The sequence below is a fragment of the Corynebacterium sp. HMSC036E10 genome, assembly GCF_001836265.1.
In the GTDB taxonomy this organism is placed as follows: domain Bacteria; phylum Actinomycetota; class Actinomycetes; order Mycobacteriales; family Mycobacteriaceae; genus Corynebacterium; species Corynebacterium coyleae.
The window spans coordinates 1-19,969 of record NZ_KV827997.1 but is presented as its reverse complement, the minus strand read 5'-3'; the positions used below and the strand labels follow the sequence as shown (position 1 = coordinate 19,969).

The following is a 19,969-nucleotide window of genomic DNA, read 5'->3' as shown; positions in this document are numbered from 1 at the left end:
GCGACTGGGAACTGTGCTAGCCGATGACCGCTGCTTCCACATGCTCCATGAAAAGCGGAAACACCCCGAGCACAAGCGGATTCAGCGCCACAAGCAAAAAGGTCATACCCATAGTGTACGGCTAGCATGTTGGGCATGGCCGCTTCGACCTCTCCATTGAAACATCGCCGCCCAGGCGCTCATCCCGCCGCGAAGGGGAAAGAGACTCCGATCGGGCGTAAGCGCAGGGCACGCCGTATTAACCGCACGTTGGCGGCAGCGTACCCGGATGCGCACGCGGAGTTGGACTTTACTAACCCGCTGGAGTTGCTCGTTGCTACGGCATTGTCCGCGCAGACCACGGACGTGCGGGTGAACATGGTCACCCCGGCGCTGTTTGCCAAGTACCCCACGGCCGCTGACTACGCGGAGGCCAACCAGGCAGAGGTGGAGGAGATTATCCGCTCGACCGGGTTTTACCGTTCCAAGGCGGCGAACCTGATCGCGATGGGCCAGAAGCTGGTCACCGATTTTGGTGGCGAGGTGCCCGAGAAGCTTGAGGACTTAGTCACCCTGCCCGGGGTGGGCCGCAAGACGGCGCATGTGGTGCGCGGCAACGCGTTCGGCTACCCGGGGCTGACGGTGGACACGCACTTCCAGCGCCTGGTCAAGCGCATGATGCTCACCGAGGAGACGGATCCGGTGAAGATCGAACACGCGATCGCCGAACTGATCGAGCGCCGCGAGTGGACCATGTTCTCCCACCGCATCATCTTCCACGGCCGCCGCGTCTGCAACGCCCGCAAACCGGCCTGCGGCGCTTGCCCGATCGCGTTCGACTGCCCCTCCTTCGGCGTCGGCCCAACCGACCCGGAGGAAGCCGCCGAACTGGTCACCGGGCCCGAGCGCGACCACATTTTGAGGATGGTGGGCCTGTGAAGCGCACAATCTGGGTCAGCGTCGCCGCGATCGTTGCGGTGACTCTTCTGGTCATTGCGGGTGCCAGGGCGTTGCTTGTCGACGACGCCACGCCCCCGGCTGGCGACGGTGTCGTCGAGAAGCAATCTGCCCCGGTGACTGGACGTCCGGACTGCCCGGAAGGCGCAGTCGGCGGCGTGGACCTGGCGTGCCTAGGCGGCGAGGCCACCGGCGCGCAGCAGGAGATCACCGTGGCCAACGTGTGGGCGTGGTGGTGCGAACCGTGCCGGGCGGAGTTGCCCGTGGTGGAGGAGTTCGCCCGCGCACACCCCGAGTACACCGTGGTGGGCGTGCACGCGGACCGCGATGGGGCGCGCGGCGCGGCGTTGTTGGAAGACCTCGGCGTGGACTTGCCGAGCTTTGAGGACGACTCCAACGTGTTCGCCGGCACGCTCGGCCTGCCGCCGGTGGTGCCGCTGACCGTCGTGTTCCGAGGCGAGGAAAAAATCGGCGTGTTTGCCAAGGAATTCACCTCAGCCGAGGAGCTGGCCGAGGCCGTGCGCGGGGTGCTGTGATGGTTGCCGTGCAGCCGGAACGGGCACCGGTGTGGCTGCGGGGGCTCGTGGATAAGCTACGCGCTGGCGAGGGCGATGCGCGGGTCAAAGCGATGCTGGGCCCGCGCGTGCCGCAAACGCCGGGGGAGGACCAGGCGGCGGTGCTCATCGTGTTCGCTGGCGACCCGGACGCGGAGGAACTGCCGGAGGACGCTCGGGTGCTGATCACGCACCGCACCCCGTCTATGCGCAGCCACTCCGGCCAGATGGCGTTTCCGGGCGGGCATATCGACGCCACAGATACAGGCCCGGTGGCGGCGGCGTTGCGCGAGGCGTACGAGGAGACGGGGCTGGCCCCTGAGCGGGTTGTGCCGCTGGCGGTGATGGGGCAGGTGAAAACCGGTGGCAGCCGCAGGCTGGTGCGCCCCGTGCTGGCGTACACGCCCGACCCGGGTGAGGTCTACCCAGCAAGTGAGCTGGAAACCGACGACGTGTTCTTCGTACCCGTGCGCGACCTCGTGGATCCGGCCAACCGTGCGATGCTGGGCTGGAAGCGGTGGGCCGGGCCGACGTTTTGGGCCCGCGACTATCTCATCTGGGGGTTCACCGGAATCGTGCTGGCCGCAGTGCTGGAACTCGCCGGGTGGGCACGGCCGTGGGATGAGCGCCCGGGGGACCTTTATGAGGCGCTCGCCCGATCCCGCAACCGCGAGCTGTAACATTTGCGGAATGCACCTGGTCGTTGACGTTCTGCTTGGCCTTGCCGTCGTCGCTGCGTTTGTCAGTGGTTGGCGCCAAGGGGCGTTTTCGGCTGTGATCTCCGCAATCGGCATCATCGCCGGCCTGGTCGTGGGGTTGGCGGTCGCGCCGTTGCTTCTCGACGTCACCGAGTCCCAGCCCATCCGCATCATGCTGTTGCTGTCGGTGGTGGTGCTGTTCGTCGGCTTGGGCAACCTGCTCGGCGTCACTCTGGGGGCGAACCTGAGGGCGCGAGTGCGCAGCCGCCTGACGCGTTTTGTGGATTCCGTACTGGGGGCGACGTTCCAATCGGTCGCACTGGCGCTCGTGGTGTGGTTTATCTCGATCCCGCTGGCGTCGGCGGTGCCTGGCGAGTTGGGCGACGGGATCCGCAACTCGCACATCCTGGCCAAAATCCACGACACCGCTCCGGAGAGCGCCGGGAAACTGCCCGCGAAATTCGCAGCGCTTCTCGACGAGTCCGGCCTGCCCCCGCTCGTTTCCCCCTTCCAATCCCCGCACGGCGCCCAGGTGGACGCACCCGATAACGCGGCGCTTCGCCCCGAAGTTGTGGAGGCCGCCCGCCCGAGCGTGGTCCACGTCATGGGCGATGCAGAAAGTTGCCGCCGCCGGCTCATGGGCTCCGGCTTCGTGTTTGCGGACGGCTACGTGCTCACCAACGCGCACGTCGTCGCCGGCACCGAGCGTGTCTCCCTGGACACCGTCGTCGGCGTAAAGCCGGCGGATGTGGTGCTCTACGACCCGGATACCGACATTGCGGTCCTCCACGCCCAGGGCTTGGGCCTGCCGCCGCTGCGTTGGGCTGCACGCGAGCTGCAGCGTGGCGACGACGCCGTGGTCATGGGCTACCCCAAATCCGGTCCCTTCGAGGCCGCACCGGCGCGAATCCGCAGCCAACTGACCATCGCAGGCCCGGACATTTACACCACCGGCCGTGTGGAGCGCGAGGCCTACACCATCCGCGGCGACATCCGCCAGGGCAACTCCGGTGGCCCGCTGCTCACCCCGGCAGGGGAGGTGGCAGGCATGATCTTCGGCGCGTCCCTGGATGCCTCAGAAACGGGTTACGCGCTGACTGCACACCAGGTGCAGCAGCGCGTAGGGGATGTGACCAGGCTGAACGCTGTCGTCGATACGCAAGCCTGCGTCAGCGGTTAACGGCCCGTGTACAGGCCAGCCTCATTCTTGGTCAGGTTCTTCTGAGCCTCGCCCGGCTTCAGGTTCTTCAACTCGTTGACCGAGCTGATGGTGCGCTCCGGAGCCTTGATCTTCTTGACCTTCTTCAGGCCAACCAGCGCGAGCAGACCAGCCAGGGCGATCATGATGAGGAAGACGATCAGGAATGCCCAGCCACGGTGCATCCAGGATGCGAGCATCTCCGCAAACGCGAAGAAGAGGAAGAACGAGGAGTACAGCGCAATCACGCCGGCGACGCCGAACAGGCCACCGCCAACGGCGCCCTTCTTCACCTCGCCCATGACCTCAGCCTTGGCCAGCTCGATCTCGCCGCGGACCAGGGTGGACACCTGCTCCGACGCGTTAGAGATCAGCGTGCCGATGGACTGCTGGCCCGGCACCGTCACATCAGTATCGCGCAGCGGAATCGAATCCACCTTGGCGGTTACGGCGCTCGAGCCGCTGGTGTACAGACCTTCGTTGCTCACTGTTTACTCACCTTCCTGGGTGGCTTATTACATGAGGCACCCTGGGACGGTGCCTGGAATTCTCTCAACGATGTTAGCGATACATCACAGTGTTTGCCTGAATCGGGGTGAAAGATAGCGTCACGCGCTGTGACGCTTGTCGCCGGACTTGCCGGAGACCGCACGCGCGATGAGCACCCCAGCCACCGCCAACGCCGTCACGCCGGCGATCACGCTCGCGCCGATGCCGACCTCGCGGGCGTTCGGCATCTGGATCAGCGGCTCCGGGTCTTTAAAGGTCCGCACCTGCCAATCGTGTGACAGTGCGTGCTTGCGAAGCGCCCGGTCCGGGTTCACCGCCACCGGGTTGCCCACCAGTTCCAGCATTGGAATGTCCGTGGCGGAATCGGAGTAGGCGTAGCTGCGCTCCAGGTCGTAGTCGTGGTCGGCGACAAACTGGCGCACAGCCTCCGCCTTCGCCCCGCCCTTGAGGTAACGGGTGATCTCGCCGGTGAGCTTGCCGTCCTTCTCCGCGAGTTCGGTAGCCACGACCGTGTCTACGCCGAGTTCGCGCGCGATCGGCTCAACCAGAATTGATGCAGAGGCGGAGATGATGATGACGTCGTGGCCTTGGGCGCGGTGGTCGTCGATAAGTTCGCGCGCTTCGGCGTAAATCGCGGGCGTGACCACGGTGCGCATCGTTTCTTGGGTGATGCGCTGGACGTCCTCGATCGACCAGCCTTCGATGAGTTGGGCGAGCGAATCGCGCGTGGCGTCCATTTTTTCGCTGGAGTGGCCGACGAGCATGTACTGGGCTTTGGTCAGGTAGAGGTCCCACGCCTCTTGTCGCGTGATCATTCCGTTGTTGCGGAATTCTTTGCCGAAGGCGAAGGCGGAAGACGTCGCAATGATCGTCTTGTCTAGGTCGAAAAACGCCGCCACCGGCCGTGTGGGAGACATGCTTTAGCAGTCTAGCCCCACTTTGCTGGTGGGGCAGTGTAGGCCCGCTGTGAAAGAAGTGAACATTTGGGGCGAATTGTCCACAGGCTTTTTGTTGAAGTGTCACTTAGATTGCGGGTTGTCCACAGGGTGGTTGCCGCATTTGCGCTGGTGAAAAACACTATTGGCATGACACGCACACACCCACACACCGGCCCGATCGTGGTCGCGGTCGCCGACCCCGCCACCCACTCCGAGGCCGTTCACCTCGCCGCCGCAACCGGCCGCCAAGTCATCGACACCGCCGATGCCGCCGAGCTCGCCCGCCACGCGCCCAAAGCATTCGCCGTGCTTATCGACGAAACCCGCGCCCCCGACCTTTCCCCACCCCACGCAGCGAACGTCTTCCGCGTCGGTGGGGAGCTGGTCGATTCAGCCGAGCGGGTCTTCGTCCTGCCCGCCGAGGCCGCGGACCTCCTGCGCGCCATTGGCGCCCTTGCCGTGCAACCCGCGGCGATGGCGGCGCGCGGGAAGGTGATCACCATCGTCGGCGCATCCGGTGGGTCAGGGGCGTCCACCCTGGCGGCGGCGCTGTGCCGGGTTACGTCACGGGGTGATTCGGCAACGCTGCTCGACGGGCACTGGCTCTCCGGCGGGCTCGACCTGCTGCTTGGCATCGAGCACGTCCCCGGCGCGCGCTGGGGCGAGATCGACTTCGGTGAGGGCACCGTGGCGCGCACCGACGTGCGCCGCGCGCTGCCCGCCACCGCCGACGACATCGCGGTGCTGACCTTTCCGCGCCAGCGCGTGGCGGACCCGTTCCGGCTGGAGGCGGCCGCGTTGGAGCACGTCGCCGGCGCCGTCGGCGGGGCAGGGCTGACGGTGGTGGATGCGCCCGCCGCGCTGATTCCCGGCCGCAGCGACCTGGTCGTCGTGGTGGTCGTGCCCGAGGTGCGCTCAGTTGCCGCCGCGACCCGTATCGTCGCTGAGTGCGCCGCCGCCGGCCTGCCGTGCGTGTTGGTTGTGCGCGATAGCGCCTGGGCCGCGCTTACCGACGAGGAGATCGCGCATACCACCGGCGCCACCGTGCTCACCCACCTGCCACACGTGCGCGGGCTGACTCGCACGGTGGAAAAGTCCGGCCTGCCCGCGCGTGTGCCCCGTTCGCTAGCCGCCTGCGCCAACGCGGTGCTCGAGGAGGTGGCCTAAATGACCGACCGCGACCTCATCGCCCGCGTCAAACGCCGCCTCGCCGACGAACCCACCACCCCGGAGCCTGCCCGCATCGCAGCCCTCATCCGCGAAGAAGCCGTGGTGATCAGCGACATCGGCGTGCTGGATGTGATGCGCACACTTCGCGATGACACCACTGGCACCGGCCCCCTCGAAGCACTGCTTGCCGACGACACCGTCACCGACATCTGCGTCAACGGCCCCAACTGCGTCTACGTCGACTCGGGTGCGGGCCTGGAACGCTCCGCGGTGCGCTTCGAATCCGAAGCCGCCGTGCGCCGGCTCGCCTCCCGCCTGGCCGCCAGTTGCGGGCGCCGCCTCGACGACGCGCAACCGTTTTGCGACGGCCACATCACCCGCGACGACGGCACCCTCCTGCGCTTCCACGCCGTGCTCGCCCCAACCGCCCAGGCCGGCACCTGCATCTCCCTGCGCGTGCTGCACATCGCCTCGGCCACCCTCGACGACCTGGTGGCGCGAGGCGCCCTGAGCGGGGAGGTAGCGGAGGTGCTGCGTGGGGTCGTCGCAAAGCGAAAAGCGTTTGTGGTTGCCGGCGGCACCGGCTCCGGCAAAACCACCCTGCTGTCCGCCCTGCTCGCGGAGGTCGACCCGGCCGAGCGCATCGTCGCCATCGAAGACACCCTGGAACTCACCCCCGACCATCCGCACGTGGTCAACCTGACCACCCGCGGCGCGAACTCCGAGGGCGCCGGCGAGATCACCATTGCGGACCTGGTGCGTCAGTCGCTGCGCATGCGACCCGACCGCGTCGTGGTTGGCGAGATCCGTGGCGCCGAAGTCGTCGACCTCCTCGCGGCCCTGAACACCGGCCACGACGGCGGCGCCGGCACCCTGCACGCCAACTCGATCGCCGAGGTCCCCGCCCGCTTCGAAGCGCTCGCCGCGCTGGGCGGGCTGGATCGCGCCGGGCTGCACGCCCAACTCGCCGCAGCTATCGACGTGGTCATCGTGGTCAAACGCCACCCGGACGGCACACGCCGCCTCCACCAGATCGGCGTGCTCGAAGGCCAACCCGTGCGCGCCAAGGTGGTGTGGGACGCCGACGCCGGCCCCGCCGACGGTTACGAGGAGCTCCTGTCATGACCACGCTGTTGCTTCTCGCCGGCGCCGCCGCCTGCCCGCCACCTGCTCCTGGCGCTCGCATCGCGCCACGCTCGTTGGCTGTTCCACCTCGCGTTGCCATCCCGCTGGGCATCGGTGCCGTGGTGCTCGCCGCCTTAGCGTTTGACCGGGCCAGCCTGGTCATCGCGCTAGCGATGGGTGCGGCGACGGTGGTGTGGGTCGCAGATACCCAACGGCGCGCCCGGGCCGCCTCCAAGCGCACGGAAGCGGTCGCCACCTTCCTCGGCCACCTTGGCACCAACGTCGAAGCCGGCGCGCCACTGCACGCCGCGTTAGAGCGCGCCGCCGAACACGCACCGCGCGAGATCGCCCGCGACGTCGCACACCTCATCCACCACGTCGGCACTGGCACACCGCTTGCCGCCGAGACAGACGAGTTCGCCCGCATCGCCCCGCTGTTCGCACTGTCGGCCAGTAGAGGAGTACCGCTGTCGCGCCTGGTTGCCGCCGCACGCGACGACATCGACCACGCCCGACGCCACCGCGCCACCACCAACGCCGCGCTCGCCGGCCCGAAAACCACCGCTGTCGTGCTCGCACTGCTGCCGTTCGCCGGCCTGCTCATGGGCGCGGCGATGGGGGCGAACCCGCTCGCGCTGCTCACCGGGGGAGGCCTCGGCGGAGTACTGCTCACCGTCGGCACCGCGCTGGTGTGCGCCGGTGTGATCGTTTCCCAACTCATCATCCAAGGAGCCACCACATGATCGCCGTCACCTTGCTCATTGCCTCCGCGCTCGCCGTCAGTCCCGCGCAGCCCGCCCGGCGCGTCACACACCACGCCGCACCCACACCGAAAACCCCGCGCGACGGCCCCGACTACGCGCAGCCGGACCGCTGCGCCGCCGACATCACCCTGTTCGCGGCCTGCTTCGAGGCCGGCCTGCCGGTCAGTGCCGCAGCAGCCGCGGTTGCCGAAACTCACGACGGTGACCGCAGCCCGTGGCACACCGTCGCAGCGCTGCTCGCACTCGGGGTTGAACCGGAGCGCGCCTGGTCGGAACTCCACGCCATTCCCGGCGGGGAGGACCTGGCCAGCCTCGTCGCTATGACGCACGCGTCCGGCGCGGCGCTGGCGCAAGGGTGCGAACGTATCGCCTCAAACCTGCGTGCCGACGCCGCCGATGACGCCAAAGCCAAAGCGGAACGCGCCGGCGTACTCATCGCCATCCCGCTCACTGCATTTTTCCTCCCGGCGTTTTTCGTCCTCGGGCTCGCGCCTGTGGTGATCAGCCTCGGGAGCAACCTCATCAACTTCTGAAAGGAACAATCATGACTCGCATTTCCACCTTCTTCATCCAGCGTTTGCGTAACGACGCCGGAATGTCAACCATCGAATATGCTTTCGGTTCGTTGGCGGCAGCTGCCCTTGCCGGGGTGCTGTATCTCGTGGTCAACGGCGACGGGGTCGTTTCCGCGATTGAGAACGTGATCACCAACGCCCTGACCAACACCCCGGGCTAATGACCACGATTGAAACGGCGCTTTCGATGGCCACGCTCGTGGTGGTCACGGCTGCGATCGTGGGCGGCATTGCCACGATGTCCGCCTACATCGCCGCCGTGGACATCGCCGGTGCCGCCGCCCGGGCGCATGCGATGGGGGTGGATTACACCGCCCCGCGCGGCGAGGTGAGCATGCACGAATCTGCAGGCCTGGCCACCGTTACCGCTGCCGTGCCCGCCCCGATTGGCACCATGCGCGCCACCGCGGTTTTTCCGGTGGAGTTCTAATGCGCCGATTGCTTATCGACGACACCGGCTCCGCCACCGTCACCACCACAGGCATCATCACCGCAGTGGTCTCACTCGCCCTTGCGGTGGTGGTCACCGGGGCCCGCACCGCCGACGCGCACCGGGCCCGCGTGGCCGCAGACCTGTCCGCCGTCGCCGCCGCCACCGCGCTCTACCGGGGTGCTGATGCCTGCGAGTGGGGCAACGAAACCGCCAGCGGCAACGGCGCCGAGGTCACCTCGTGCGAATTCGTCGACGGCGACGTGATTGTGGCCGTGCGGCTGCGCCACGCCGAAGCGACCGCCCGCGCCGGGCCGTAACGCCTTGCCTGTCAGCCAGTCATGGTGACCAACGCGCCGAGCAGTTTCAGCGCGGCGTGCTTGTCCAGGGGCTGGTTGCCGTTGCCACACTTCGGCGATTGCACACACGACGGGCAGCCGTCCTTGCAGCCGCAGGACCGCACGGTCTCGTAGGTTGCGGCGATCCACTCGTGGAAGCGGGCGAAGCCCTCGTCGGCAAAGCCCGCGCCGCCCGGGTGGCCGTCGTAGACAAACACCGTGGGCAGCATGGTGTCCTGGTGCAACGCCGTGGACACGCCGCCGATGTCCCACCGATCGCACGTGGCCAAAAGGGGCAGCAGGCCGATCGCGGCGTGCTCCGCAGCGTGCAGCGCTCCGGGGATCTCGCCAGCCGCAATACCCAGTTTGTCCAGCACCAGCGGGTCGATCGTGTACGCCACCGCGCGGGTGACTAGGCGTTGCTCGGGCAGGTCGAGGGGGATGTGTTCGGAGACGGTGCCGTCGGCAAGCCGGACGACATAGCCGGTGACACGGTCGATGACCTCCACGTCCACACTGGCCACCCACAGTCCCGGCGAAGGGTTTTCCAGATCTGTCGGCTCGCCAAGGATCGTGATGTCGGTCGTGGAGCGCGCCTGCGTGGAGTAATCCGGCCGCTCCGGCGCGACCAGCGCCACGTAATCGTCCAGGTCTAGCGACTGCACCACAAAGTATTCGCCCTGGTGGATGTACACCGCGCCGTCGTGCACCTGGCTCATCGCACGCCCCGCGTCCACGGTGCCCAACAGCCGCCCGTCGGTCACGTCGACGATCATGACTTCCTCACCCACGCCTCCGCGAATGCTTACCGACGCATGCGCCGTCTCCGGCGTCACCTCCCCCTCCAACTGGGGTACCGCAAACCAGCCCTGCGGACGGCGGCGCAGCAACCCCTCGGCGGTCAGGTCGTTGACCACGTCGGTGGCGTTGAAGGCGGCGACGTCGTCGTCGCTAAGCGGACGCTCTACCGCCGCGCAATACATGTGCCCGCGCAGGATGTAGGGGTTGGCCGGGTTGAACACGCTATTTTCCACCGGCCGGCCAAGCAGCGCCTCGGGGTGGTGGACCAGGTACGTATCCATCGGCTCGTCGCGCGCCACCATCACCACCACGGAGCCCTGGCCGCGCCGGCCCGCGCGCCCGGCCTGCTGGCGAAACGACGCCACCGTGCCCGGAAACCCCGCCATGACCACCGCGTCCAGCCCTCCGACGTCGATACCGAGCTCAAGCGCGTTCGTCGTGGACACGCCAAGCAGATCCCCGTTGTCCAAACGCTGCTCAAGCGCACGGCGATCCTCCGCAAGATACCCCGCACGATACGAGGCGACACGGCTGGCGAAATCCGCACGGCCCGCCACCACCAGGTCCTCCTGGGCGCGCATGGCCACCGTCTCCGCCGCGCGGCGCGAGCGCACAAACGTCAACGTGCGCGCCCCCTGCAGCAAAAGCGTGGACATTATCGACGCCGCCTCCGTCGTCGCCGGATAACGCACCGGCGCGCCGTTTTCGCCCTCGGCGCCCTCGATGAACCCCGGCTCCCACAACGCGATGGTGCGCTCGCCAGTGGGTGCTGCATCCTCCGTCACCGCCACCACGTCGCGCCCGCACAACCGCGACGCCTGGCCCGCAGGATCCGCCGCGGTCGCCGAGGCGAAAATCAGCGTCGGCTCAGACCCGTACGCCTTCGCAATACGCAGCAACCTGCGCAACACCAACGACACGTTCGCCCCGAACACACCCCGGTAGGTGTGGCACTCGTCCACCACCACAAACTTCAAATGGCGCAGCAGCCGCGCCCAACGCTCGTGCGCACCCAAAAGACCCGCGTGCAGCATGTCCGGATTCGTAAACACGTAGCGGGTGTGCTCCCGGATGCCCGCCCGCGACTCCTGCGGCGTATCCCCGTCATACGGCGCCGGGTGTACCGACGCAAGCGCCGCATTCCCCCGCGTCATGGCAAGCGTTGCCTGCAACTGGTCCGAACCCAACGCCTTCGTCGGCGTCAGATACATCGCGCACGCCTTCGGATCCGCCGCCAACGCGGACAGCACCGGCAACTGATAGCCCAACGACTTTCCCGACGACGTCCCCGTCGCCACCACCACATCCCGGCCCGCCCACGCCAACTCCGCGCACTGGGTTTGGTGGGCGTAGGGGAGGGTGACGGCGTCGTCGATAAGCATCTGCTTCAACCCCGGCTCCACCCACTCGGGCCACTGTCCAAACACCGCGAGACGAGCCGGCTCATGCTCCACATGCGTCACCGTCGCAGCAGGGAAACGCTGCGCAAGCACCGAAACGAGCTCATCGCCAAAACCAGAAACCATGATGGTGAGCCACTTTAGCCGGGCCAAAGCAGTGCCCCCGACAACAAATCGTGGCAGACTGGGCAACGGTCACAGATTTTGTGTGCGCCTCATCAGGTGCTCGCGAGGATTGTGCACGCGGGCACCAGGACCAAACAGGCCCTGGTGGACGACAAAAACATGCAACATTTTGAAAGGTTTCACCATGGCAACCGGAACTGTTAAATGGTTCAACGCCGAAAAGGGCTTCGGCTTCATCGCACCCGACGACGGCTCCGCCGACGTCTTTGTCCACTACTCCGAAATTCAGGGCTCCGGCTTCCGCACCCTCGAAGAAAACCAGCAGGTCGAGTTCGAGGTCGGCGAAGGCGCCAAGGGCCCACAGGCCCAGCAGGTTCGCGCCCTCTAAAACAGCGCGAATCCCCCGGACGGTACACCCGCCCGGGGGAAATTTTTATGCCTACACCGCACTAATTCCGCGGCGAATATCAGAACGCTCAAAGATCTGGTTCTGCAGCTTCTGAATCACAAACCCCACAAGCGAACCCAACACCACACCCAGCACCATGCCCAGAAGCGGATACTGCTGCAGGAGCGTGCCACCCAAATACCCCATGCCGACACTCAGGCAGGCCCACAGGATCACGCCGATGGTGTCGAAAAAGAAGAACTTAAACCAGTTGTAACGCACCGACCCCAGCACAATCGTGGCCACCCAACGCGCCCACGGGAGGAAACGCGCAACAATAATCATCGCGCCCGCACCCCGGTTCATGTTGGCCCGCACCCACGTAATCGCCTGGCCAGCCTTCGAATCCGGATCCAACCGATCCACCCGGTGAATCAACTTCGCGCCGAGAGCGAAACAAATATTGTCGCCGATAATCGCGCCGATAATCGCCGCGATGATCACACCCCACACGTTTGGCACACCACGCGACGCGGAAAACGCACCAGCCAGATTCAACACGGTTTCAGACGGCACCACCGGCGCCAACGCATCCGAAACGATCAGCAACACGACGAGTGGGTAAAAGATCGGCAACCCCATCAACGTATGCAAAAACTCAATGAGTGAATCGACCACGCTGCGTCCTCCTTTCCACCCCAACAACTCCGCGCCAGGGCACCAACGCAGTGTAATGCCAGGGGCGAGAAAATCCCCCGTCCGTATAACCATGTGCTAGTTGTCTGATAAGAATGAGGAAGTTTTACCGCTCATACGCTTAGTGGGAATCGAGGAAAGGTCAGCGTGACTGCAAACGGCAAGACTCTCGTGATCGTGGAGTCCGCGACAAAGGCGAAGAAGATACAGAAGTATCTCGGCGACGATTACATCGTGGAAGCATCGGTGGGCCACATCCGTGACCTGCCGGGCCGTGCCGCCGACATCCCCGCGAAGTACAAAAACGAGCCGTGGGCAAAACTCGGCGTCAACCCGGAGAAGGGCTTCGACCCGATCTACGTCGTGTCCGCCGACAAGAAAAAGAAGGTCACCGACCTGCGCGCCAAGCTCAAGCAGGCCGATAAACTCCTGCTGGCAACAGACCCGGACCGCGAAGGCGAAGCGATCGCCTGGCACCTGCTTGAAACGCTCAAGCCGAAGGTGCCGGTAGAGCGCATGGTGTTCAACGAGATCACCGAATCCGCCATCCGCGAAGCCGCCGAAAACACGCGCGAGCTCGACATGGATCTTGTCGACGCCCAAGAGACCCGCCGCATCCTCGACCGCCTCTACGGCTACGAAGTTTCCCCCGTGCTGTGGAAGAAAGTCATGCCGCGACTGTCCGCCGGCCGCGTCCAATCCGTGGCTACCCGCGTCATCGTCGAGCGTGAACGCGAGCGCATGGCGTTCATCGCCGCCAAATACTGGGACTTGGTTGCGTCTCTCGTTCCTCGCTCAGCAGGAGGCGACGAGGACTTCGACGCCAAACTCGTCTCCCTCGACGGCAAACGCATCGCCCAGGGCCGCGACTTCAATGATCGGGGAGAGTTGGTGTCGGATGCGGTGGTCGTCGATAAGCAAAAAGCGCATTCGCTTGTCGACGACCTCGGCACCGCACCGATGCACGTCACCGCAGTGGAAGAAAAGCCCTACACCCGCAAGCCGTACGCGCCGTTCATGACCTCGACGCTGCAGCAAGAAGCCGGCCGCAAACTCCACTTCACCTCCGCGCGCACCATGCGCATCGCGCAACGACTGTACGAAAACGGCCACATCACCTACATGCGTACAGACTCCACCTCCCTGTCCAAGCAGGGCCTGGACGCCGCACGCGCCGCAGCACGCGAGCTCTACGGCGCCGACTACGTCTCCGCCAAGCCGCGCGTCTACGACCGCAAGGTGAAAAACTCCCAGGAAGCCCACGAGGCGATCCGCCCCGCCGGCGAACGCTTCGCCACCCCCGGACAGTTGGCAGGCGCGCTGGACGCCGAAGAGTTCAAACTCTACGAACTGATCTGGCAGCGCACCGTCGCCTCCCAAATGGAAGACGCACGCGGCAACTCCACCAAAATCACCATCGCCGCCGACGCTGCCGGTGAGGCTTGCGAGTTCACCGCAACCGGCCGCACCGTCACCTTCCCCGGCTGGCTGCGCGCCTACTCCGACCGCCAGTCCAACGAAACCCGCCTGCCGCAACTGGCCAAGGGCGACGAACTGGCCACCAAGTCCGTCACCGCGGACGGCCACACCACCAACCCGCCCGCGCGCTACAACGAAGCGTCGCTGGTGAAAAAGATGGAAGAACTCGGCATCGGTCGCCCGTCCACCTACGCGTCGATCATCAAGACCATCCAGGACCGCGGCTACGTCTTCGTCCGCGGCAACGCGCTCGTGCCGTCCTGGGTGGCGTTCTCCGTGGTCGGGCTTTTGGAAAACAACTTCGACGCACTCGTCGACTACGACTTCACCTCCTCCATGGAAGACGAACTCGACGAAATCGCCCACGGCAACCAAGACCGCACCAAGTGGCTCACCGGCTTCTACTTCGGCGACGCCGACGCCCGCGAATCCATGGCCCAAGCCCTCGCACGCCGCGGCGGCCTGAAGCACATGATCGAGAACAACCTCGAATCCATCGACGCGCGCGCCGCGAACTCGCTGAAACTTTTCGACGACGCCGAAGGCCGACCCGTCGTCGTCCGCGTCGGCCGCTACGGCCCCTACATCGAACGCGTCGTCGGTAAGACCGCCGAAGGCGAGCCCGAATACCAGCGCGCCAACCTGCCCGAATCCGCAACCCCGGACGAAATCACACTCGAGATGGCCGAGAAGCTCTTCGCCACCCCGCAGTCCGGCCGCGAACTGGGGGAGAACCCCGCCAATGGGCGTGTGGTCGTCGCAAAGGAAGGACGCTTCGGCCCATATGTCACCGAGCTCGTGCGTGACGACGAACGCACCACCGCCGAAGCCCGCGCCGAAGAAATCATCGCCGCTGAGCGCGCCGAAGAGGACAAACAGCGCGCCGAAGAAGGCAAACGCGCCAAGAACTGGGAAACCAAAACCGCCGCAGCGCAGAAGGAAAAGCGCATGGCGCAGCTTGTCGACGAGCAGTTAAAGCCCGCCACCGCCTCCCTCTTCGCGTCGATGGAACCGGCGACGGTCACGCTCGAGGAAGCACTGAAACTGCTGTCGCTGCCGCGCGAAGTCGGCGTCGACCCCGCCGACGGCGAAGTCATCACCGCCCAAAACGGCCGCTACGGCCCATACCTGAAGAAGGGCACCGACTCGCGCTCGCTCGCGTCCGAAGACCAGATCTTCTCCATCACCCTGGAAGAAGCCCGCCGCATCTACGCCGAACCGAAACGCCGCGGCCGCGCCGCCGCCAAGCCACCGCTGAAGATGCTTGGCGACAACGACGTCTCCGGCAAACCCATGACCGTCAAAGACGGCCGCTTCGGCCCATACGTCACCGACGGCGAAACCAACGCGTCGCTGCAACGCGGCGACACGCCAGAGACGATGACGGACCAGCGCGCCAACGAGTTACTCTCCGCGCGCCGCGCCCGCGAAGCCGAAAATGGCGGCAAGAAAGCCACCAAGAAAAAGACGACAAAGAAGAAGGCAACCAAGCGCGTGACCAAGCCGAAGCAGACCACAAAACGCGTGGTCAAAGCTCGCAAGCGCTAGGGATTGCACAATATAGTGGACAATTCCTTTACAAGGGTTGTGCTGTGCGCTTAGCGTGCATGGCATGACATTTCGCGAGATTCTCGAGGCCCTGGCGCACGCCGACATCAGCGTGCTCCAGGGTTTCGACGAGTCCGCGCCCGCCTTCGCCGCCCTCGATCCCGCCCTGAAACGCAAGTGGGCGCAGGCGCACGCCACCTACTTCGGCGCGACGAAGTTCACCCGCAAACAAGCCGACGCGCGCCGCTTGGCCGCCGGGATGCCGCTCGACCAGATCTGCCTGCTTGAGCGCAAACTTGCCGCCGTCGCCGACCTTGCCGAGCGCTGGCGTCTCCGCCTCGAACTGTTGCGCTTCCGGGGCTCCTACAAAGCGCTGTCGCGGCGTATCGACGACACCATCACCACCCCGAAACCCACCCCCAAGAAGCAGTGCCGCTTCTCCAAATCGCGCGCTGGGATGCGCAACATGTCGCTGACCTACTCCGAGCGCGACATCGCCGACCTGGAGCACCTCCTGCGCTCGCTCATCGACCCGTCGCTGCCCGCCGCCGAGCAAATGGCCGACGCGTTGGTGAGCCTGCTGCGCGGCGGCGCTTCTGGTGCTGACGGTGTCGGCGGGGTTGGCGCCGGCGCTGGTGTCGGTATGCCCTACGCCGCCCCGCGCCCCATCATCCTGGTGCCGCTGCCGGAGTGGACCCGCATCCAGTCCGGCCACGGCGACGAAGTGGAGCTCATCCTTACCGATGGCACCACCATGACCGGCGCCGAATTCCTCGCCCGCGAGTTCGGCGCCGACCTGGAGGTTGCCGCGTTCCACCCTGCAGAGGGGGCGGTGAACCTCTACCGGGCGAAGCGCTTTGCTAACGACAAGCAGCGCACGTTGGCGTCGATGATGTCGCCGACCTGCCCGGTGCCAGGCTGCCGTCACGGAGCCGATCACTGCGAAATCCACCACATCACCGCCTGGCGACACGGCGGGGAAACCAACCTGGCCAACCTCGTGCCCCTGTGCAGTTACCACAACGGCACGAACGACGACGACCCGTGGATCGTGAGACGAGGCCGAATATGCATCCGCGACGGCATCCCAGTGTGGGTGTCACCCAACGGGTACGAAGTGCCGAACGACACCCCCGGAGCCATGCAGCTCCTGTTCGGAAACAACTGACCGGGCGCGATTGAGCGCGCCCGCAGGCCTGAGTTCTGCCGCGCTGCGCTGGGCCGGGGCTGCTGCCGCGCCGCGCTGGGCCGGGGCTGCTGCCGTGCTGGGTCCTATGAGCGGTCCGCCATGGTGGAGCGCACCGGGCGCGCCAACTGCGTCATCTTGTTACGCCCGCGCAACTCCACCGACTTCATCAGCGTCCAGCGCTGCTGCTCAACCTCGTTCGCCGCGCGCAGGGTCGCGGCGTTGGTCAGCACCATGCCCGGGGTGTCCTTGGCAAGGTCGGTGAGGCGGGCGGCGCCGTTGACGGCGTCGCCGATCACGGTGTACTCGAAACGATCCTTGCCGCCGATGTGGCCAGCGACCACGTGGCCCGAGGCGACACCGATGCCGGCCTTCAGTTCGAAGCCGTCCAGGCCGCGCTGGATTTCGCGGGCGGCTTGGAGGGCGTGCGAGGCGGCGTCGTGAAGCGAAACTGGCGCTCCGAACACCGCAAGCGCCGCATCGCCCTGGAACTTATTAATCACGCCCTTGTTGCGGTGCACCACCTCAACGACAACCTCGAAGAACTCGTTGAGCGCCTCCACGACCTCCTCCGGGGTGTGCTGGACGGTGTAGGTGGTGGAGCCGACGACGTCGATAAACAGCACCGCGACCCGGCGTTCCTCGCCGCCGAGCTGCGGGCGCTCCTCAAGCGCCTTCTGTGCGACCTCAGCACCGACGTACTTGGCAAACACGTCGCGAACACGCTGGCGGTCCTGCAGACCCCGCATCATCTCGTTAAAGCCAGCTTGGAGGACGCCGATCTCGGAGCCGTCGTAAATGTCCACCTGCGTATCGCCCTCACCGCGGCGCACACGGTTGATGGCGACCTGCAGCTCCTTAATCGGATCGACGACGATCACCGTCGCAAACGACGTCCCCACAAACCCCGTGAAAATACCTGCTGCGATCAGCGCCACGATCGCCGCCGTCATCTCACCCGGGGTGTCCCGGAAGTAGCCGACGCGCTGCGCAACAGCCAGCAGCAGCACCCCGACCATCGGCACGGCGGAGGTGGTGAACCACGTCAGCATCAACCGAGACGCGATCGGCGGCTGGAGCGTCGAATCCTCGAACCGCCGCGCCAGCGCCGACGCCGCAATCGGACGCACGAGACGCTCCGCCTGCAGATACGTGAGCACCGACACCACAAAACACGTCAGGATGGTGGTGGCGAGGACGACGATGCCCAGGGGGACGTCGACAAGCAACGTGCGCACCGTGACAATCGCAATGCCCAACCCCCACACCGCAACAACGATGATCGTCTGCAACACCGGCAAACGCATCACCAAATGCCGCACCATGTTCGGGTCATGATCATCCGGGCGCCGCTGCCACTCCAACACAGGCCGGAACAGGAAAAACGTGACGATCACACCGAGCGCAACAGCAATCGCCGCATACAACACCCCGATAAACCCAAGCTGGCCGTTGAGACCTAACTCGTTGACGGCATCCATCGGGATGAGGAAGCGCACGAACAACATGCAGCCCACGGCGCCGAGCAGGTTGGTGCCCAGCACCGTCGCGGCATAGAGAGGCCACGACGTGCCCCAAAGCCACTGCAGCTCGCGCCAGATACGTTCCATGGTCTATCACCTTAGCGCGCGGGTACTCTGGTCACCTGTGACTACCCGCAGCGTTAGTGAGCGTTTGGCTGGCACCCCGGCGGTGCGCGACATCATCTTGTCGGCGGCTGCCACGGCGAGGGGGCAGGGGGATGCGTATGCGATGACGCATGCGTGGCTGTTTACGGGCCCTCCGGGTTCGGGGCGGTCGAATGCGGCGTTGGCGTTTGCGGCGGCGTTGATGTGTGAGAACCCGGACGAGATTGGGTGTGGGCGGTGTAAGGGGTGCCGTGATGCGTTGGCGGGGTCGCATACGGATTTGGTGCATGTGGTGCCGCATACGTCGACGATCAAGGTTGATTTTGTGCGTGATGAGATCGTCGCAAAGGCAGCTCGCTTACCGACGGTCGCCCCCTGGCGCGTTGTCATCATCGAAAACGCGGACCGCCTTGCCACGTCGATCACCACCGCGCCGGCTGACGCGCTGTTGAAGACGGTGGAGGAGCCGCCGGAGCGCACTGTGATCATTATGTGTGCCCCGTCGACGGATCCGCAGGACTTTTCGCAGACGCTGCGTTCGCGCTGCCGGCATGTGTATGTGCCGTCGCCGTCGGAGGATGAGTTGGTGCGCATTCTCGTCGAGGAGGAGGGGGCGTCGGAGCATGATGCGCGCCTGGCGGCGGTGTCGTCGCTACGCCATATTGGCCGGGCGCGGTTGTTGGTGCGTTCAGAGGCGATTCAGCAGCGTCGCGCGATGGCGATCAACTTGGCCGAGTTGGTGTTTCACGGCCCGCAGGCGTTTCAGGCGGTGGGGTCGTTGCTGAAGGCGGCGGAGAAGGAGGCCATCGAGGCGCATAAAGCTGACGACGAAGCCGAGCGCGCCAAGCTCGAAAACGCCCTCGGCATGGGTGCGAAGGGGAAGGGGGCGGCGAAGGCGCTGCGGTCGGTGGCGTCGTCGGTGCGTCAGTTGGAAGAGGAGCAGAAGCGTCGTGGCACGCGCCGCAAGCGCGACATGCTGGACCTCGTGTTGGTGGACCTGGCGGGGGTGTACCGGGATGCGATGGTGGTGCAGTCGGGCGCCGATGTTGGTCTGACGCACCCGGACTTTGAGGGGCTCGCGCGTGAGATTGCCGGCCAGGTGTCGGCGGAGGGGCTCGTGGAGTGCCTCGAGGCGATCGGGCAGTGCCGCGAGCGCCTGGACCAGAACGTGACTCCGGCGGTGGCGTTCAACGGCATGATTGGCCGCATAAGGCTCGCGTGCAACGTGTCTTAACCTGCGGGTTTCGCAGGTCGCGCCCGCTAGGTTAAGCTGTCTTCCCGGTGCAGCATTGCTGCCCGGCCACCTTAGCTCAGTCGGCAGAGCGTCTCACTCGTAATGAGAAGGTCGCGAGTTCGATTCTCGCAGGTGGCTCACCCAAAAGCCCAGGTAAAACGGTGTTTTACCTGGGTTTTCTTTTCGTTTCCCGCGCGCCGGGTTGTCGCTTAAGGGTTAAGCGACAAAATGTGTGTCTGCTATCGGC

General features: G+C 65.7%; 20 protein-coding genes and 1 tRNA gene. 16 read left to right on the top strand and 5 right to left on the bottom strand.

The window, feature by feature from the left end:
* The first annotated feature begins 126 nt into the window (after positions 1-126).
* Genes nth through HMPREF2736_RS11095 form a run of 4 tightly spaced genes read left to right on the top strand, consistent with a single transcriptional unit; the run spans position 127 to position 3,368 of the window.
* Positions 127-918: an endonuclease III gene (gene nth, locus HMPREF2736_RS11110; protein WP_070453000.1), complete on the top strand. Its 792-nt coding sequence runs from the start codon at positions 127-129 to the stop codon at positions 916-918.
* A complete protein-coding gene (locus HMPREF2736_RS11105) occupies positions 915-1,472 on the top strand; it encodes a TlpA disulfide reductase family protein (protein ID WP_070829808.1) in 558 nt (185 codons plus the stop codon). Before nth ends, HMPREF2736_RS11105 begins: the two co-directional genes overlap by 4 nt.
* Positions 1,472-2,170, top strand: coding sequence for an NUDIX hydrolase (locus HMPREF2736_RS11100; protein ID WP_070829806.1), 699 nt, complete (start codon positions 1,472-1,474; stop codon positions 2,168-2,170). Before HMPREF2736_RS11105 ends, HMPREF2736_RS11100 begins: the two co-directional genes overlap by 1 nt.
* A gap of 10 nt (positions 2,171-2,180) precedes the next feature.
* A complete protein-coding gene (locus HMPREF2736_RS11095; RefSeq protein ID WP_070829804.1) occupies positions 2,181-3,368 on the top strand; it encodes a MarP family serine protease in 1,188 nt (395 codons plus the stop codon).
* Here HMPREF2736_RS11095 and HMPREF2736_RS11090 read toward each other — a convergent pair.
* Positions 3,365-3,874: a phage holin family protein gene (locus HMPREF2736_RS11090; RefSeq protein ID WP_070570792.1), complete on the bottom strand. Its 510-nt coding sequence runs from the start codon at positions 3,872-3,874 to the stop codon at positions 3,365-3,367. The two genes, HMPREF2736_RS11095 and HMPREF2736_RS11090, sit on opposite strands and share 4 nt — an antisense overlap.
* 120 nt (positions 3,875-3,994) lie before the next feature.
* Positions 3,995-4,813 (bottom strand): HAD family hydrolase, encoded by an 819-nt coding sequence (locus HMPREF2736_RS11085; RefSeq protein WP_070483004.1) that lies wholly within the window; start codon positions 4,811-4,813, stop codon positions 3,995-3,997.
* A 150-nt stretch (positions 4,814-4,963) separates the two neighbouring features.
* Between HMPREF2736_RS11085 and ssd the strand changes: the two genes are divergently transcribed.
* The 7 genes from ssd to HMPREF2736_RS11050 are packed head-to-tail and all read left to right on the top strand — an operon-like array spanning position 4,964 to position 9,218.
* On the top strand, positions 4,964-6,001 hold the full coding sequence (gene ssd, locus HMPREF2736_RS11080) for a septum site-determining protein Ssd (protein WP_246822152.1): 1,038 nt from the start codon (positions 4,964-4,966) through the stop codon (positions 5,999-6,001).
* Entirely contained in the window at positions 6,002-7,129 is a 1,128-nt protein-coding gene (locus tag HMPREF2736_RS11075) for a TadA family conjugal transfer-associated ATPase (protein ID WP_070829802.1), read from the top strand. It begins immediately after the preceding gene.
* Positions 7,126-7,872, top strand: a complete 747-nt coding sequence (locus tag HMPREF2736_RS11070) for a type II secretion system F family protein (RefSeq protein WP_083323069.1) — start codon at positions 7,126-7,128, stop codon at positions 7,870-7,872. Before HMPREF2736_RS11075 ends, HMPREF2736_RS11070 begins: the two co-directional genes overlap by 4 nt.
* Positions 7,869-8,426 (top strand): type II secretion system F family protein, encoded by a 558-nt coding sequence (locus tag HMPREF2736_RS11065; RefSeq protein ID WP_070829800.1) that lies wholly within the window; start codon positions 7,869-7,871, stop codon positions 8,424-8,426. The genes HMPREF2736_RS11070 and HMPREF2736_RS11065 overlap by 4 nt, the downstream gene beginning before the upstream one ends.
* An 11-nt stretch (positions 8,427-8,437) precedes the next feature.
* Positions 8,438-8,629 carry a DUF4244 domain-containing protein gene (locus HMPREF2736_RS11060; RefSeq protein WP_070829798.1) on the top strand — a complete coding sequence of 64 codons (192 nt, stop codon included), beginning with the start codon at positions 8,438-8,440 and terminating at the stop codon, positions 8,627-8,629.
* Positions 8,629-8,898, top strand: coding sequence for a hypothetical protein (locus tag HMPREF2736_RS11055; protein ID WP_070421540.1), 270 nt, complete (start codon positions 8,629-8,631; stop codon positions 8,896-8,898). Before HMPREF2736_RS11060 ends, HMPREF2736_RS11055 begins: the two co-directional genes overlap by 1 nt.
* Positions 8,898-9,218, top strand: a complete 321-nt coding sequence (locus HMPREF2736_RS11050; RefSeq protein WP_070829796.1) for an Rv3654c family TadE-like protein — start codon at positions 8,898-8,900, stop codon at positions 9,216-9,218. Before HMPREF2736_RS11055 ends, HMPREF2736_RS11050 begins: the two co-directional genes overlap by 1 nt.
* Before the next feature lie 11 nt (positions 9,219-9,229).
* Here the strand turns inward: HMPREF2736_RS11050 and HMPREF2736_RS11045 are convergent, their stop codons facing one another.
* Complete coding sequence (locus HMPREF2736_RS11045; protein ID WP_070829794.1) at positions 9,230-11,563, bottom strand: DEAD/DEAH box helicase; 2,334 nt, start codon at positions 11,561-11,563, stop codon at positions 9,230-9,232.
* Positions 11,564-11,747: 184 nt separating this feature from the next.
* Between HMPREF2736_RS11045 and HMPREF2736_RS11040 the strand changes: the two genes are divergently transcribed.
* Positions 11,748-11,951, top strand: coding sequence for a cold-shock protein (locus HMPREF2736_RS11040; protein WP_070421537.1), 204 nt, complete (start codon positions 11,748-11,750; stop codon positions 11,949-11,951).
* Positions 11,952-12,002: 51 nt separating this feature from the next.
* Here HMPREF2736_RS11040 and HMPREF2736_RS11035 read toward each other — a convergent pair whose 3' ends face one another.
* Complete coding sequence (locus tag HMPREF2736_RS11035; protein ID WP_070421536.1) at positions 12,003-12,629, bottom strand: DedA family protein; 627 nt, start codon at positions 12,627-12,629, stop codon at positions 12,003-12,005.
* Between the two features lie 165 nt (positions 12,630-12,794).
* Here HMPREF2736_RS11035 and topA point away from each other — a divergent pair, with 165 nt between their 5' ends.
* On the top strand, positions 12,795-15,674 hold the full coding sequence (gene topA, locus HMPREF2736_RS11030) for a type I DNA topoisomerase (protein ID WP_070829792.1): 2,880 nt from the start codon (positions 12,795-12,797) through the stop codon (positions 15,672-15,674).
* Positions 15,675-15,738: 64 nt separating this feature from the next.
* Positions 15,739-16,842: an HNH endonuclease signature motif containing protein gene (locus tag HMPREF2736_RS11025; RefSeq protein ID WP_070829791.1), complete on the top strand. Its 1,104-nt coding sequence runs from the start codon at positions 15,739-15,741 to the stop codon at positions 16,840-16,842.
* A 104-nt stretch (positions 16,843-16,946) separates the two neighbouring features.
* On the opposite strand, the gene HMPREF2736_RS11020 is transcribed toward HMPREF2736_RS11025, so the two are convergent.
* Positions 16,947-18,470, bottom strand: coding sequence for an adenylate/guanylate cyclase domain-containing protein (locus tag HMPREF2736_RS11020; RefSeq protein ID WP_070816050.1), 1,524 nt, complete (start codon positions 18,468-18,470; stop codon positions 16,947-16,949).
* 37 nt (positions 18,471-18,507) lie between these two features.
* Here HMPREF2736_RS11020 and HMPREF2736_RS11015 point away from each other — a divergent pair, with 37 nt between their 5' ends.
* Positions 18,508-19,722, top strand: coding sequence for a DNA polymerase III subunit delta' (locus HMPREF2736_RS11015; protein WP_246819543.1), 1,215 nt, complete (start codon positions 18,508-18,510; stop codon positions 19,720-19,722).
* Positions 19,723-19,787: 65 nt separating this feature from the next.
* A tRNA-Thr gene (locus HMPREF2736_RS11010) sits at positions 19,788-19,860 on the top strand.
* The last annotated feature ends 109 nt before the right edge of the window (positions 19,861-19,969 follow it).